Origin of the sequence: Stenotrophomonas sp., assembly GCF_031995405.1 — a bacterium.
Taxonomy (GTDB): Bacteria; Pseudomonadota; Gammaproteobacteria; order Xanthomonadales; family Xanthomonadaceae; genus Stenotrophomonas.
Map to the genome: position 1 here is coordinate 1 of NZ_DAMAGC010000019.1, position 14,381 is coordinate 14,381.

The following is a 14,381-nucleotide window of genomic DNA, read 5'->3' on the forward strand; positions in this document are numbered from 1 at the left end:
CGAGACGTATGCCTATGACGCCACCGGTAATCGCACCGCGCTGACCACGGCGGCAGGTACCGCCAGCTACACCTATCCGGCTGGCAGCCACCGCCTGCTCGCCATTGATGGCGAGGCGCGCAATCACGACGCGGCAGGTAATGCGATCAGCGTTGCCGGCAAGGCATTCAGCTACAGCGATGCCAACCGCATGAGCGCGGTGAAGCAGGCAGGGGCTGTCGTCGAGAGCTACACCTACAACCATAGGGGTGAGCGTGTGCTGCGCGCGCCTGTCTTGGCTGACGCACAGGTCACGGTGTATGACGAAGCGGGGCAATGGATCGGCAACTACGGTGCGACAGGGCAGCCGCTGCAGCAGGCCATCTGGTTGGACAACTATCCGGTTGCGTTGATCAATGCACCGAGTGCTGGCGTGCCGGAAGTGGCCTATGTACAGCCGGACCACCTGGGCACCCCGCGGGTGGTGATCGATCCCGTCCGTGACGTGGCGATCTGGGAGTGGAGCAGCAAGAGCGAAGTGTTTGGTAACCAGGTGCCGAACGCGGATGCGGATGGGGACGGGGTTGGCTTTGAATTGGCGCTGCGCTTCCCGGGCCAGCAGGCGACGGACGCTAGTGGGCTGTTCTACAACTACCAGCGGGACTACGATCCGGTGGTCGGACGGTATTCCCAGAGCGATCCGATTGGGCTGGCTGGTGACATTTCAACTTATGGATATGTGTCGGGCGATCCACTATCCAAATCTGATCCGTTTGGATTGGACTCAATTGTCACTTATCAAAATCTGGGGCAGACCGTGTACCTGGACAGCAATGGCAACGTCGTCAAATCTTGGGATTCGTTAAGTTCGGTAGCGCGGAGCGCGAAGCCAGGTGCGGCAGGTCCCTATGAGTCTGCCGATGTCTATCCAACTAGCGGCCCTTACAAGAACAATCCTAGAGCCTTTGGGCCAAATGATATTCTAAAGACGGACGACGCTCGGGGGAGGTGGATCCACGGAGGGGGTAGCGGCCTTTTCAACCCGCTTGCTCCGCGACAGGGCTGGAGGCCTGCAGTAGGCTGTACTAGGATGCAAAATGAGGACATTCAGGAGCTTGTAGATATGGTGCGGGAAAGAAAGCAAGGGGGCTCGCCTGAGCGAATTCGATATCAGCGTCTTGCCTACGTCAGCCCAACTATTGTTCCATTTTTCTTAAAATGAGAAAATCATCATTGGCAGCTTTGCTGTTGTTCTGCGTGTGCCTAGTGGCATCTCCCGTAGATGCGCGCCGGACCGGGGTTAATTATGTTTCAAAGGTGTTTAGAGACGGCGCTTACCTGCCATATGTCTACGATGAGGGCGATGTCGTCAATCGCTATGGGCCTGGAAAACAGAGTGTTGACCGGAGTGGATTGATCCGCCGACTGTATCGGGACGCAGTGTCAGGTTTTGAAGTTAGAATTACGTCGAATCCAGATGTCGCCGCAGAGTTTCGAACCATTGATGAAATTCGAGTTTCCTCTGTTGCTTCGGGGTATGTCGTGTTGGATAAAGTTGAACCATTGACAGGTATCTCATTGAAAGGGGTCCGCATTGGTGACCCTCTGGAGCGGGTTCATAAGGCTGTCAGAAGCACGATGAAGTGGGATAGTATCGTCGAGCAGATCTCGGGTGTGCCCGCTGATCGTGTGTGTGGTTATCAGGAGGATGGTTCAAACATCTGCTACTACGTGCGGCTAAACAAGGTGGTGGCGATGGCCGTCGGCTTTGGCCCATAGCCGCAGTCGAGCTCAGCAGTACAGAGGCGGCTGGTCATGTGCGAGGTGTCTTCAGTGATGCTGCAGACAGCATTACCTATGTCTGGCTAGCAAAATAGCACTGTAGCGGGCAGCCCTCGAGGTCTCGATGATCATGCCAGGCGAGGCACAAGAATGACACTGAAATGTTGATGATGAGTAGGTCGCCGTCAGGTGGATTGGCAGTCTTCTCGGTTGCCTCCTGCAGCTAGTACTGAAACAGCAGTGCATGGTTGTCGGATTGGGTCAGTGCGAGCCTCGCGTCGTTTCTCCGAGCAATTTTAACGGAGTCGCTTCTGCCAAAATTGCACATTTCCATCGGTGCAGCAGACCATCAGGTTGGACAATTACCCGGTTGCGTTGATCAATGCTTCGAGTGCTGGCGTACCGGAAGTGGCCTACGTGCAGCCGGACCACCTGTGGACCGCGCAGGTGGTGGTCGATCCAACCCGTGACGTGAGGATCTGGGAGTGGAAACGTCGATGCGGACGGGGACGGAGTTGTCTTCAAGGCGGCCCTGCGCTCCCCAAGCCAGCAGGCGACGGACGCTAGTGGTATGTTTTACAACTACCAACGGGATTACGATCGGGTGGTGGGCGGTAATCGCAGAGTGATCCGATTGGGCTCGGTGGCGGGCATCAATTCGTACCTCTACGTATCAGTCGGTCCCACTCTGCGAGTCGATTCTGAGGGTCTTGTGGATGCATGGGTGTGGATGCCTCGGCCGTATGAAGGGGAGCTACCTTGCTATGGGAAGCTGCACTCCTCCTATGGACATGTGTCATCTACGGCCTTAGGTACTGACTATTCATTTGGACCAGGTGGGGGCTCAGTTGGAACGGGCTACGTTACTTCTCAGTTGGAACTGAGGGCCGGAATAAAGCGCACTCTAAATATGAATCCAGAAAAAGAGGCTGAAGTGGGTGCCTGCCTGGCGAGGGCGCAAGGAAAGCACAGTGCCGTCATGAACAACTGTGCTACACCCATCCAAAACTACCCGCGCGAAAACGTATTTAAGATGCCGCCAAATAACTTTGTGCCTCCGGATGCATTTAATTACTTTATGTGATGTTCAATAGTTCAATTAGTGTCCCTGCCAAGAGATGGATATGTGTCGCACAATAATTTTCATTTCTATCATGGCGCTCATTCTCTTGATGGGTTGCGCGCGCCACTCAGAAGAGCTTGTGCCGAATGGAGTGGTGCATGTATATGATAGTCCTGCAGGTGGAATGCTATTGGGAACTGCCGATGGTCCGATGGATATAGTTGGATATGATTATCCTGATAAAGCGAGATATGTTGTGAAGGTGTGCTTTAAAGGTGGCGTGGGTTATGTGCGGGATGGCTCGAGATCCATTCGTACGGCGGTGGTGAAAGGGATACCTCACTGTGTTGGGAAGGATCCGTAAATCGCTCACGGTGGACTATCGCGGGGGTGGGTTCGGAACGGCGACGACCCGCTGGGTCGGCTGACCGAGACCAAGGACGGCGCCACCGGCGTGGCGATCGAGACGTATGCCTATGACGCCACCGGTAATCGCACCGCGCTGACCACGGCGGCAACTACCAGCGGGAGTACGACCCGGCGGTAGGGCGGTACTCGCAGAGTGATCCGATTGGGCTGCTGGGAGGAATCAGTACGTACAAGTACGCTGAAGCACGCCCGACCAGTGACGTGGACAGTGTGGGCCTTTAGGCCACCTCAACGAGCCAGCCCATGCGTTCTATCCCGCAGCCGGATATGCCCGGCCCGGCGGGTATCAGCAGTATGACTCCGACCATCCAGATTTCTACAGCGGTAGCAACGGCGGCCCATACATCTACCCTGACCGCATCGCCGAACAAGCTCTGGCTGACCTTCTGTCACATGCTGGTCAATTACTGCCGCTATTGAAGCCGTTTTGGATGCAGAATCAGAAGGACGGCTCTGCGTCCAAGCCAAACAACTGTCCTACTGGAACGTTGGCAAAGAAGCCATTTGGCTTGGATCATGATGCCGTTGAGACGATCAAGGACGGTGCTGGTGCCAGCCCGACCACTTGGACAGGGATCGCTCCGAATGGCGACATTTGGGTTGGAACCAATGACGGAAAAAGACGGAAAAGGACGGAAGGAAGGTAATATAGGCGACTATGGATACGGATATTAAATATGAGCGAGATTCTTCTGAATATTTCGTTGCGTGTGTGGCACCCAACTCTCGCTCATGATTCAATTTCTGAACGGATAGGTCTTCCTGAAAGATTCGCTCATACCGCTGGTGCTGCGAGGACTTCGCCTTCTGGGGCACCCTTGGATGGAGTCTATGAGGATACGTATGTATCAATGCCGATGATAAGAAAAAAAACAGTCGAGCTCGGTGATGAGATCGAGAGCTGCTACAGTCGCATTGAGGTGCATGCTGATTTCATCAGAAGTATTGTGGAGGCGGGTGGAAAAGTAGAGTTTTACGTAAGTGCTTTCCTCAAAGAGCTTGGTGGCTTCGAGCTCAATTCGCTGTTGCTCAAACGATTGGCGAGCGCGGGTATAGGGTTCGCCATCGAGCTCTATCCCGAAGAGCGTGGATAAGCCTTGGCGGGTCGAGTCATTTGTTATCAGAGTCTGCGGTTCCGACGGAAATAGTGCCGCGCGGGCACATCATCCATCGAGGTGGGCGTGTGTTACGCGCGCCTGCGTCAGGTGATGCGCAGGTCACTGTGTATGACGAAGCGGGGCAATGGATCGGCAACTACGGTGCGACGGGTCAGCCGCTGCAGCAGGCTATCTGGTTGGACAACTATCCGGTTGCGTTGATCAATGCGCCGAGTGCTGGTGTGCCGGAAGTGGCCAACGTGCAGCCGGACCACCTGGGCACCCGCGGGTGGTGATCGATCCCGTCCGTGACGTGGCGATCTGGGAGTGGAGCAGCAAGAGCGAAGTGTTTGGTAACCAGGTGCCGAACGCGGATGCGGATGGGGACGGGGTTGGCTTTGAATTGGCGCTGCGCTTCCCGGGCCAGCAGGCGACGGACGCTAGTGGGCTGTTCTACAACTACCAGCGGGATTACGATCCGGCGGTGGGGCGGTATTTGCAGAGTGATCCTGCTGGATTGGTTGGTGGGATCAGTATTTATACCTATGTGAAAGCCAATCCACTGGCGCTGACTGATCCCGAAGGATTGCGGTCGCGGGATCTCGAATACATCTACAAACAATCGGGTGCGGTTCCGCGTCCACCTAGTCCCTACTTTGCTGAGTACAGAACGGGTGTTATGGACTTTATATGGAACTGCGTCGACATACGTCAATCCAATATCAAAAAGTCCGTCAAGTACTTTCATTGCAAAGCGAACTGCGAGGCGTCTCAAAGAGGGGCCGGCGGAAAGGCTGCTGCCTGTAATGTAAGCAACGCACGAGAGATTTTTGACCAAAGGGTGAAGGGGGATTCAGCTCAGGATTCAGCTGATGACCAAGTTGCTAATTTGTTAGGTAGGAATCATTCTGGGGACGGGGCCTGTTCTCAGGTATGCTCAAGTCTTCGTCCCAATGGCCCGCCGCCGGGGTGCTGATGTGAAAAAAATCACAAAATCTGGTCTGATTTTGATCGGGGTGGCGTTGGTAATTGCGGGTGCGCTCTGGCTAGGATGGCAGTTGAAGATAGACGGTTGCCTGGACAGTGGGGGAAGTTGGAATTACGAAAGTTCACTTTGTGATTATTAGCGTGGAAATTTGAGGCGGTGATTTCTGGTGGGGCTCACGACACCGCGCCGGCTGCCAGCGCGGCAGACGAGCGTTTCGGCAGGGGGGGGGTCTGGGGACGGTCCTGCATGCAGGCGGCAGCACGTTGCACTGCCCTGATCGCTTCGGCCAGGTCACCCGCAAGGTGCAGACCGTCAAGGGTGTGGCCAGCGCGCTGCACTATGCGTACACCAACGTGGGGCGACTGGTGTCTCTTACCTACCCGGATGGCAGCGTCGCCGACTACGGTCGCGACAGCCAAGGCCGCATCAGCCAGATCGGCCTCACCCGTTCCGGGCTGGGGCGTGAGGTGGTGATCAGCCAAGTGACCCATGCTGCGTTCGGGCCGCCCACCGGCTGGGCGTACCCCGCTCTTCCGATGGGCATCAACGTACCCCAATGGCGCGAAGGACCGGGTTTGCCAGGAGAGGCAGAGGGCTATTGTCCTGAAAAAAAGGCCCAGAGTGGGCGCGCTCGCCAAATGGTCGTGGATATGGCTGGAAGGACGAAAGCGGAAACGTGTGGATTCCCACTGGGCTAAAACTGACGGTCCGAGCGATGCGCACGGCGGCCCGCATTGGGATGTGCAGTTAAAACGTGGCGGATACATCAACAAATACCCTGGAGGGCACACTCGATGATGGGTGATCAAAGCGGCGATTTCTTTGAGTTGGAAGCGGAGAATGTGGTGTTCTACTCAATGAGCGATGAGAGACTTTTCTTTCAGTGGCTTGGGGAAATGCGTTTTGTCGAGGATGTTGTTGGTAGGGGGCGATAATATATATAAAGGTCAACATCCCTGCTGTTACAGATGATGGGCTGATGGAGATCTTGGCGTTCTTTCAAAGGTATAGGATATCCATGCGGCAGTTAAGGGTGTTTGATCGCGAGGAATTTTCCGGATGGTTCAAGGGAAGTAACTCCTATTGGTATCGTCGCGTATTCAAATAAAAATTTATCTTTTCAAGCTTCAATCTTCTGCATCCTGTAGAACTGGATCGAAAAGTGGGGGCTCACTGTCTCTAGGCCTGACTACTGGAGTCTATCGATACTCTGAGGTTGCCTTCGGTTAGGGCGGCTTCGTTTGCGGCTCTGTTCAGAGATCCGAAAACCTGGTCGAAGGTAGTGCTGGATGGAATGACTGGACGTGGCTGCGAAAGCCGCTTTCCTCTGATAATGCTACTAGGGATCAGGTCAGCGGAGCATCTCTTTCCTCTCCTCCGATGGTTGGCGTTGGGTATGGGGCTATGAGTGGATCTGGCTACACTGTATCCGGGCAGATCGTCACCCCTGTTTCGGATAAATGCGTATGCCCTTAACGTCATTAAGCGGGGCTCACTTATGAGTTACTACTACATATGCTTTTTTTGGGTGCTTAGAGTTGTTTCATTTATTATGATTGTTGGATATTCACTGATCGGTTTTTTTGTCATCAGGGATATTGTATTCGGTGAGGGTGTCTACGGACTTAGTGCAGCCGTCGCGCTGTTGTTCGCTATAATTTTTGCCATCGCGATGTGGAAAGTTGGTTCAATTGGTCTGCGCCGGGCGAGGGCGCGGCGTTGACGAAGATTGAAGGTTCCATTTCGAGGTGGTTAGTGTTTCGGCCCTCGCTGTGTCCTTCGTTGCCGCGTGCGATGAAGGCAGCCGCGGCGAGCTTGAGGCGAAGCGGATATATGTGGATCTGAGCGGCCTGTATTACGGCGCTATGTGCAAGTCTGGGATGCAGGAGCTAAGCGAGCTCCGAACGAGGGCGGTTCGTATAACAATTGATGGCGGGCAATGTGCGGTGCTCTACCTGGATGGTGTCGATCCCCAGGGGCGGCTACTGGTTTATCCTGGCGGGATCGCTGCGCGGGTCGACTGCAAGGGTATTGTCGAAAAGCTCGAAAAGAACAACGCACATGACCGCACGCTGGCGAGCGCCCGCCGGATCTGTGAGTAGCCCTTCGTCCCCTCTGAGTCAGTAGATGCTACGAAGCAGAGCAATGGATCGATAGCTGAGTTCCCGTCGCAAGCTACGGACGACCTTCGCCAGCAGGAACGTTGCCTGATGTGCTCTCGCTTCAGCGCGGCGTGGAGTTCTGAGCTGGAGCTCGATGTCACGACTCAAACGCGTCGCTCAATGATTATGAGCGGATGTACAGTGACTCAATAAAATGTGCGTCTTGCGCTCCCGCGCGCGACTGGATGTTAATCATCCAGACCGACCAACCCACTCGGTCTATGGACTGCTTGTGGTCAGGACTTGAGCAGCCAGACGGGAACGGCAGGTGGGCGCTGCCCATCCGTCCGACAAGCCTCCGATTCCGTTGCAAAGCGACCACCACACAATACGAACTACTTCTTCCCCATCGAAAGGAACACCGCCAGCGGAACGTCTGACCAGCGGCCGCGTTGCAGCGGCTCCAAAGGTTCAAATTCGGGAAGCGCCCTCAGTGGCGCAAGCTGCTGAACGCCCTTGAGGCGTTCCAGGCGCGGCGGGCGATTGAAGGCGCCTTCGGCGAAACCGACCGCGTAGCCGTCGTGGTCGATGACGATGCCGTCCTTTAGCCAGCCAAGGTGCCTGCCATTGAAGCCGTAGATCGACTGGCCGTCCAGATAGGCGACGGGTTGGCCATCCCACAGATAGATGCTCATCTGGTCGCGGGTGTCCATATACCCGACGGCTTCCCCGTCGGGGTCGTACAAGGACTGTTCCATGGCCTGGCTGATGGCGGGGGCCAGTAGAAACGCCACGAGCAGCAGCAAGGCCAGTGTCCTGGCCGGCCTGGTTAAAACGGACCGGTTGCTTGGCAATGGCTCGCCTGCGCGTGGCGTGACGCGGCCGATCTCGCGTCCGTTCATCCATGCTTTCAATCGCATGCAGCACTCCTCGGGGCCCAGTGTCCTCATCGGCATGGTATTGCGCTGCTGGCGTCACCGCCAGCGACCAGGCTGTGTGCAGGGCTGCCATCCGGACCTCGCGAGCCGGGTCAAATCGCGCGCCCAGGAAGGGCAAACAGCCACCGGGTGCAGCAGTCGGCATGATGCACATTTTCCGCGATTGCGTATGAGGGCGTGAATCGACGCACGCAGAATCATTCAAACGTTGCGTTGTTTGCGCATTTACTAGCGAGTTAGCATTCCCTCTGTAGTGCTTGGCGAAACTTCGGGCAGTTCCGATACATCGATGAGGGGTGGGCACTGCACGCCAGCCTGCTGCCCCGGGCAGGACCCCCTCCCCATTTTTGCCTGGTGCTCGCCATGAAGCGGTTCCTCAAGCTGTGTGTGCTGTTGTGGATCTCGTTGTTCGTGATCGCGTGTCGAAACTCGGCGCCACCCGGAGATGCCTCGCTCTCGGCAGCCCAGGAAAAGGCCGCGTTGTCAGCGGCCGATAACGACGACCTCTGCGCGATCAAGCAGTTGATTGCCCACTACGAGGCCAGCGGTGATGTAAATGCATCGGCGGAGCCGTGGCGTGCACGTGCACGGCAACTCGGCGATCTTTTCGAGTTGCATCATCACGCCACGCGTCGGCTCCTCGAAGCGCAGGAAGAGGCCGATGCGGCGAAGCGCGCGCGCCTGTTGGAGGAGGCGATGGTATCGGCGCGGCGCGCTGCGATGGACGAGCCCTCGGCGCAATCGTTGGTCGACCAGATCGCACGCCTGCAACGGGAGGCTGCGGAACCAGAATAGTATCGGTCTTGCCGCCAGCACGGCTGTCCGGGCCGCGATGCCGGTCGCGGCGGGCCATCGGGCACCTCCAGCGCACGAGCATGACCGCAGACCGCCCCAGCCCGCCCCCCCGCGGTGCGGGCAAACGCGCCCGGTGGGTGGCCGCATGATCGGCGCCGGCGCCGGCGCAGCGGAGCGGACAGGCCGCGCAAGGTCCGTTCGCCTGCGTCAGCCACCCCGCTAGCCACACACCCCCGGACTTCCGCCCCTCCGATGCCGGCACGGGACTGTCCACCCGGAGGGGTACGCTTGCCTCCCCTCACCTAACGCTGTTAGATTCGCCGCCTAACACCGTTAGGCAGGCCGATCAGTGCGTCAACCCATCGCGCGGGAAAACATCGTCGAGGCGGCCTTCCGGATCCTCGACGAGGCCGGCCTGGAGGGAATTACCCTGCGCAAGGTGGCCTGTTCGCTGGGCATCCGTGCGCCGTCGCTGTACTGGCACTTCAAGAGCAAGCAGGCGCTGATCGATGCCATGGCCGACGCCATGATCTGCGACGTCGCCCGTGAGCTCCCGGCCGGCCGGCCATGGCGGCAGAGCCTGCTGCAGATCGCGCGCGAGTTCCGGCTGGCATTCAAGGCGCGCCGAGACGGCGCGCGGGTGTACGCCGGCACCTTCCTGGCCACCGAAAACGTATTGCGGGTGGGCGAGGCCAGCATCGCCGCCCTGGTGGGTGCCGGTGCGCCGGTGCGCTTTGCCGCGACCACCTCGATGGACCTGGTGTACTACACGATGGGCTTTGTCATCGAAGAACAGTCGTGGCCCGGCGACGGCAGCATGGAAGCGCTGGGCGAGGCGTTCATGGCGCTGGCCGAGCAACGTTTTCCGCATTGCTGGCTGGCCCGTGATGTATGGAGCGAGGTCGATTTCGACACGCGCTTCGAGCAGGGGCTGGGCCTGATGCTGGATGGCATCGCACTGCGCCTGTCCCGCGACGCCTGATTCCATCACCTCCTTTTCTCCCGCTGTTCCGACCCGGAAAGCCCCTCGATGCGTGCATCCCACTTCCGCAGTTTCTCCCTGATCCTGGTTGCCGCGCTGCTCACCGCGTGCGGCGGCAAGGACGACAAGGCCACGGCCGATGCAACGGCCGCCAGTTCGGCCCTGCCGGTGTCGCTGGCGCCCGCGCAGCAGCAGACCATGGCGCGTACGGTGCTGGTCTCCGGGCCGGTCACCGCCTACGAGGAAATGCAGTTGGGCGTGGAGATCAGCGGCCAGCGCGTGACCGCATTGCCGGTGGACGTGGGCCAGTGGGTCAAGCAGGGGCAGGTGCTGCTGCAGGTGGACCACCGCACCCTCGACAGCGAGCTGGCGCAGGCCGACGCCTCGCTGCGGCAGGCACAGGCCTCGCAGGAGCTGGCGCGCATGAATTACGAGCGCAGCGCCAAGCTCGCCGCGCAGCAGTTGATCAGCGCCAGCAGCCTGGATGAGTTGCGCGCCTCGCGCATCAATGCCGAAGCGCAGACCTCCACCGCACGTGCCGCGCGCGATGCGGCCAAACTGCGCCGCGATTTCGCCGACCTGCGCGCACCGGCCGACGGGCTGATTTCCAAGCGCCTGGTGCAGCCGGGTCAGGTGGTGTCCGCCGGTACGGAACTGCTGCGCCTGATCCGCGATGGCCGCCTGGAATGGCGCGCGGAACTGCCGGAGAACCAGCTGGCCGATGTGGCCGTTGGCAACACCGTCGAGCTGCAGTATGCAGGCCAAGTGGTCAGCGGTCGCATCCGGGCGGTGACGCCAGGTGTCGATGGGCAGACCCGTACCGGCACCATCTACGCCGACCTGCCCGCGCCCGGCCCGCTCAAGCAGGGCATCTTCGTGGACGGTCGCATCGTCACCGGCGACGGCCAGGTGCTGACCATTCCGACTGCGGCGATCGTGCAGCGCGATGGCCACAACTACGTGTTCACCGTGAACGACAAACAGCAGGCCACGCGCCACCGCGTCAGCACCGGCCAGGCCGTGCAGGGCCGCACCGCGATCCTGGAAGGGCTCAAGGCCGGCGACCAGGTGGTGGTGGACGGCGCCGGATTCCTCGGTGAGGGCGACCGCGTGCGCGTGGTGACCGCTGCCAAGGCTGCCGCGCGATGAACATCTCTGCCTGGGCGATCAAACGCCCGCTCCCCGCGCTGCTTATCTTCTTCGTGTTGTGCGTGGCCGGCCTGTGGGGTTTCCATCAGCTGCCGGTGGCGCGCTTCCCGGACATCGCCTTCCCGATGACCACCGTCACCGTCACCCAGCCGGGCGCATCGCCGAGCCAGCTGGAAGCCGAGGTGACCCGCAAGGTCGAGGACTCGGTGGCGACGGTCAACAACGTCAAGCGCGTGATGTCCTCGGTCAGCGAAGGCGTCAGCACCACCACCATCGAGTTCCAGCTGGAGGCCGACCTGGCCACCGCGCTGGACGACACGCGCGATGCGGTCACCCGCATCCGCACCGACCTGCCGCAGGACATCCAGGAACCGGTGATCTCCAAGGTCGACATCGGCGGGTCGCTGATGACCTATGCGCTGGTCGCCCCGCACATGACCACCGATGAGGCCAGCTGGTTCGTCGACCGCGATATCTCGCGTGCGATGTACGGCGTGCCCGGCGTTGCGCGGGTCACCCGCGTCGGCGGCGTGCAGCGCCAGGTACGCGTGGACCTGGACCCCAATGCGCTGATCGCCATGGGCATCACCGCCGGCGATGTGTCCCAGCAGTTGGCTCGTATCCAGGTCGAGCGCGCCGGCGGCAAGACCGAGGTCGAGGGCGCGCAGCAGACCATTCGCACGCTGGGCACCGTTGGTGACGCTCAGGCGCTGCGCGACTATTCCATCGCCCTGCCGGACGGGCGCGCGGTACGGCTGTCCACGCTGGCCACGGTGACCGACGCCGCCGCCGACCCGACCGAGGCCGCGCTGCTGGATGGCAAGGGCGTGGTGGCGTTCTCGATGTCGCGCACGCGCGGCTCCAGCGAGGTCAAGGTGGAGGCCGGCGTGCATGCCGCGCTGGACAAGATCAAGGCCGAACACCCCGGCATCGACTTCCGCCTGGTCACCACCGCAATCGATGAGACCCACCGCTCCTACGACTCGTCGATGACGATGCTGTACGAGGGCGCATTGCTGGCGTTGCTGGTGGTGTGGCTGTTCCTGCGCGACTGGCGCGCGACCTGGGTGTCGGCACTGGCGCTGCCGTTGTCGATCATTCCGACGTTCGCGGTGATGTATTTCTTCGGCTTCACCCTCAACATGATCACGCTGCTGGCACTGTCGGTGGTGGTCGGCATCCTGGTGGACGATGCGATCGTGGAGATCGAAAACATCGTGCGCCACCTGCGCATGGGCAAGCCGCCGCTGGAGGCTGCGCGCGAAGCGGCCGGCGAGATCGGCAACGCAGTGATCGCCACGTCGCTGACGCTGGCGGCGGTGTTCGTGCCGGTGGCGTTCATGCCCGGCATCGCCGGCAAGTTCTTCCGCGAGTTCGGCTGGACGGCGGCGACGGCCGTGCTGTTCTCGCTGCTGGTCGCCCGCCTGCTCACGCCGATGATGGCCGCCTACCTGCTCAAGCCGCATGGCGAGGAAAAACCGGAATCCAGGCTGATGACGTGGTACCTGGGCTGGGTGGACGCGGCGCTGCGCCATCGCGGTCGCACGCTGTGGCTGGCCACCGGTCTGTTCGTGGCCTCGCTGGCGCTGGTGCCGTTCATCCCGGCCACCTTCATCCCGCAGTCCGACCTGGGCCGCAGCAACCTCAACCTCGAACTGCCGCCGGGCACGCGCCTGCAGGAGACCGTGGCGGTGGCCGAGCACGCACGCGCACTGCTCAAGGACATTCCCGAACTCAAGCAGGTCTACACCGCCGTCGGCAGCGTGCTCGACCTGGGCGACCCCGGCGCGACCGGCGTCGGCGAGCCGCGCAAGGCCACGCTGGTGCTCGACTGGGGCACCACCGACACGCGTGAGCGCGACCAGCGCGTGCTGGAACGCGAGGCACGCAAGCGCCTGGCCGACCTGCCCGGCGTGCGCGTGAGCTATGTGAGTTCCGAGCCGGGCAACCTGCTGCAGCTGGTCCTCTCCGGTGACGATCCGCAACGCCTGCAGGATGCCTCCACGGCGCTGGAGCGCGACCTGCGCGGCATCCAGGGCCTGGGCAGCGTCACCTCCACCGCCTCGCTGCTGCGCCCGGAAATCCAGATCGTGCCCAGCGCCGCGCGCGCGGCCGACCTGGGCGTGGCCACGGCCGACATCGCCGAAGCGGCCCGCATCGCCACCGCCGGTGATTACGAGCAGCGCCTGGCCAAGCTCAACCTGCCCGATCGCCAGGTGCCGATCCGGGTCGGTTTCGCCGAAGCCACGTTGGCCAACCCCGGCCTGATCAGCCAGCTGCGCGTGCCCGGGCGCTACGGCCCGGTGCCGCTGGCGGCGGTGGCCGACATCCAGCAGGGCAGTGGTCCCTCGCAGATCTCGCGCTACCAGCGCCAGCGCAACGTGACCCTCACCGCCGAACTCAACGGTCGCCCGCTGGGCGATGTGATGACCGAAGTACAGGCGCTGCCGAGCGTGAAGCAGCTGCCGCCGGGCGTGACCTTCCTCAACACCGGCGATGCCGAAGTGTTCGTCGAACTGTTCATCGGCTTCATGCTGGCGATGGCCGCCGGCCTGATCTGCATCTACATGGTGCTGTTGCTGCTGTTCAACCATGCGCTGATGCCGGTCACCATCCTCGCCGCGGTGCCGCTGTGTGCCGGCGGTGCGTTCGGTGCGCTGCTGATCACCCAGAACATGCTCTCGCTGCCGGCACTGATCGGCCTGTTGATGCTGATCGGCATCGCCACCAAGAACTCGATCCTGCTGGTGGATTACGCGGTGATGGCCGAGGACGAACAGGGCATGACCCAGCACGATGCGCTGATCGATGCCTGCCGCAAACGCGCGCAGCCGATCATCATGACCACGCTGGCGATGGGCGCAGGCATGATGCCGATCGCGTTGGGGTTTGCCGGCGACTCCAGCTTCCGTGCGCCGATGGCGATCGCCGTGATCGGCGGTCTGATCACCTCCACGCTGCTCAGCCTGATCGTGATTCCGGCCGCCTTCACCGTGGTGGATGACGTGGGCAACTGGCTGTCGCGCAAGTTCCATCGTCGCCCCGCGCATCCGGTGGCGTGAGGCGAGCCACGCTGC

At 60.6% G+C, this 14,381-nt stretch carries 12 protein-coding genes and 4 pseudogenes; 15 read left to right on the forward strand and 1 reads right to left on the reverse strand.

The features are described 5' to 3' along the window. The 11 genes and pseudogenes from RTO53_RS05135 to RTO53_RS05185 all read left to right on the forward strand — a co-directional run. Positions 1 to 1,201, forward strand: a 1,201-nt coding sequence (locus RTO53_RS05135) for an RHS repeat-associated core domain-containing protein (protein WP_312236799.1), incomplete at its 5' end; no start/stop codon positions are given. An 11-nt stretch (positions 1,202 to 1,212) separates the two neighbouring features. Continuing rightward, a complete protein-coding gene (locus RTO53_RS05140; RefSeq protein WP_312236800.1) occupies positions 1,213 to 1,758 on the forward strand; it encodes a hypothetical protein in 546 nt (181 codons plus the stop codon). Between the two features lie 336 nt (positions 1,759 to 2,094). Then, a pseudogene (locus tag RTO53_RS05145) lies at positions 2,095 to 2,362 on the forward strand (RHS repeat protein); the annotation flags it as partial. An 871-nt stretch (positions 2,363 to 3,233) separates the two neighbouring features. Continuing rightward, a pseudogene (locus RTO53_RS05150) lies at positions 3,234 to 3,367 on the forward strand (hypothetical protein); the annotation flags it as partial. Between the two features lie 27 nt (positions 3,368 to 3,394). Then, a complete protein-coding gene (locus RTO53_RS05155) occupies positions 3,395 to 3,475 on the forward strand; it encodes a hypothetical protein (RefSeq protein ID WP_312236833.1) in 81 nt (26 codons plus the stop codon). A 21-nt stretch (positions 3,476 to 3,496) separates the two neighbouring features. After that, the gene (locus tag RTO53_RS05160; protein ID WP_312236801.1) at positions 3,497 to 3,673 is read left to right on the forward strand and encodes a hypothetical protein; all 177 of its coding nucleotides are present in this window, start codon (positions 3,497 to 3,499) and stop codon (positions 3,671 to 3,673) included. 257 nt (positions 3,674 to 3,930) lie between these two features. Further along, the gene (locus tag RTO53_RS05165; RefSeq protein ID WP_312236802.1) at positions 3,931 to 4,347 is read left to right on the forward strand and encodes a hypothetical protein; all 417 of its coding nucleotides are present in this window, start codon (positions 3,931 to 3,933) and stop codon (positions 4,345 to 4,347) included. A gap of 74 nt (positions 4,348 to 4,421) precedes the next feature. After that, positions 4,422 to 4,945 (forward strand): annotated as a pseudogene (locus tag RTO53_RS05170) (RHS repeat-associated core domain-containing protein); the annotation flags it as partial. Beyond that, positions 4,919 to 5,326 (forward strand): hypothetical protein, encoded by a 408-nt coding sequence (locus RTO53_RS05175; protein WP_345784547.1) that lies wholly within the window; start codon positions 4,919 to 4,921, stop codon positions 5,324 to 5,326. The pseudogene RTO53_RS05170 and the gene RTO53_RS05175, both read left to right, overlap by 27 nt. Before the next feature lie 177 nt (positions 5,327 to 5,503). Further along, positions 5,504 to 5,862, forward strand: a pseudogene (locus RTO53_RS05180) (hypothetical protein); the annotation flags it as partial. A 1,248-nt stretch (positions 5,863 to 7,110) separates the two neighbouring features. Next, complete coding sequence (locus RTO53_RS05185) at positions 7,111 to 7,440, forward strand: hypothetical protein (protein ID WP_312236803.1); 330 nt, start codon at positions 7,111 to 7,113, stop codon at positions 7,438 to 7,440. A gap of 395 nt (positions 7,441 to 7,835) precedes the next feature. On the opposite strand, the gene RTO53_RS05190 is transcribed toward RTO53_RS05185, so the two are convergent. Then, positions 7,836 to 8,360 (reverse strand): 4-fold beta flower protein, encoded by a 525-nt coding sequence (locus tag RTO53_RS05190; protein ID WP_312236804.1) that lies wholly within the window; start codon positions 8,358 to 8,360, stop codon positions 7,836 to 7,838. A 381-nt stretch (positions 8,361 to 8,741) separates the two neighbouring features. Between RTO53_RS05190 and RTO53_RS05195 the strand changes: the two genes are divergently transcribed. From RTO53_RS05195 to RTO53_RS05210, 4 genes are all read left to right on the forward strand, one after another. Next, the gene (locus RTO53_RS05195) at positions 8,742 to 9,173 is read left to right on the forward strand and encodes a hypothetical protein (RefSeq protein WP_312236805.1); all 432 of its coding nucleotides are present in this window, start codon (positions 8,742 to 8,744) and stop codon (positions 9,171 to 9,173) included. A gap of 349 nt (positions 9,174 to 9,522) precedes the next feature. Next, the gene (locus RTO53_RS05200) at positions 9,523 to 10,155 is read left to right on the forward strand and encodes a TetR/AcrR family transcriptional regulator C-terminal domain-containing protein (protein WP_312236806.1); all 633 of its coding nucleotides are present in this window, start codon (positions 9,523 to 9,525) and stop codon (positions 10,153 to 10,155) included. A 48-nt stretch (positions 10,156 to 10,203) separates the two neighbouring features. After that, positions 10,204 to 11,304 carry an efflux RND transporter periplasmic adaptor subunit gene (locus RTO53_RS05205; protein ID WP_312236807.1) on the forward strand — a complete coding sequence of 367 codons (1,101 nt, stop codon included), beginning with the start codon at positions 10,204 to 10,206 and terminating at the stop codon, positions 11,302 to 11,304. Then, positions 11,301 to 14,366, forward strand: a complete 3,066-nt coding sequence (locus tag RTO53_RS05210) for an efflux RND transporter permease subunit (RefSeq protein WP_312236808.1) — start codon at positions 11,301 to 11,303, stop codon at positions 14,364 to 14,366. The genes RTO53_RS05205 and RTO53_RS05210 overlap by 4 nt, the downstream gene beginning before the upstream one ends. Positions 14,367 to 14,381: the final 15 nt, after the last annotated feature.

Bases quoted from the DNA above. Each gene is read 5' to 3' on its own strand.
- RTO53_RS05165 (WP_312236802.1), top strand. From the start codon at position 3,931: ATGAGCGAGATTCTTCTGAATATTTCGTTGCGTGTGTGGCACCCAACT.
- RTO53_RS05190 (WP_312236804.1), bottom strand. From the start codon at position 8,360: ATGCGATTGAAAGCATGGATGAACGGACGCGAGATCGGCCGCGTCACG.
- RTO53_RS05210 (WP_312236808.1), top strand. From the start codon at position 11,301: ATGAACATCTCTGCCTGGGCGATCAAACGCCCGCTCCCCGCGCTGCTT.
- RTO53_RS05195 (WP_312236805.1), top strand. From the start codon at position 8,742: ATGAAGCGGTTCCTCAAGCTGTGTGTGCTGTTGTGGATCTCGTTGTTC.
- RTO53_RS05160 (WP_312236801.1), top strand. From the start codon at position 3,497: ATGCGTTCTATCCCGCAGCCGGATATGCCCGGCCCGGCGGGTATCAGC.
- RTO53_RS05205 (WP_312236807.1), top strand. From the start codon at position 10,204: ATGCGTGCATCCCACTTCCGCAGTTTCTCCCTGATCCTGGTTGCCGCG.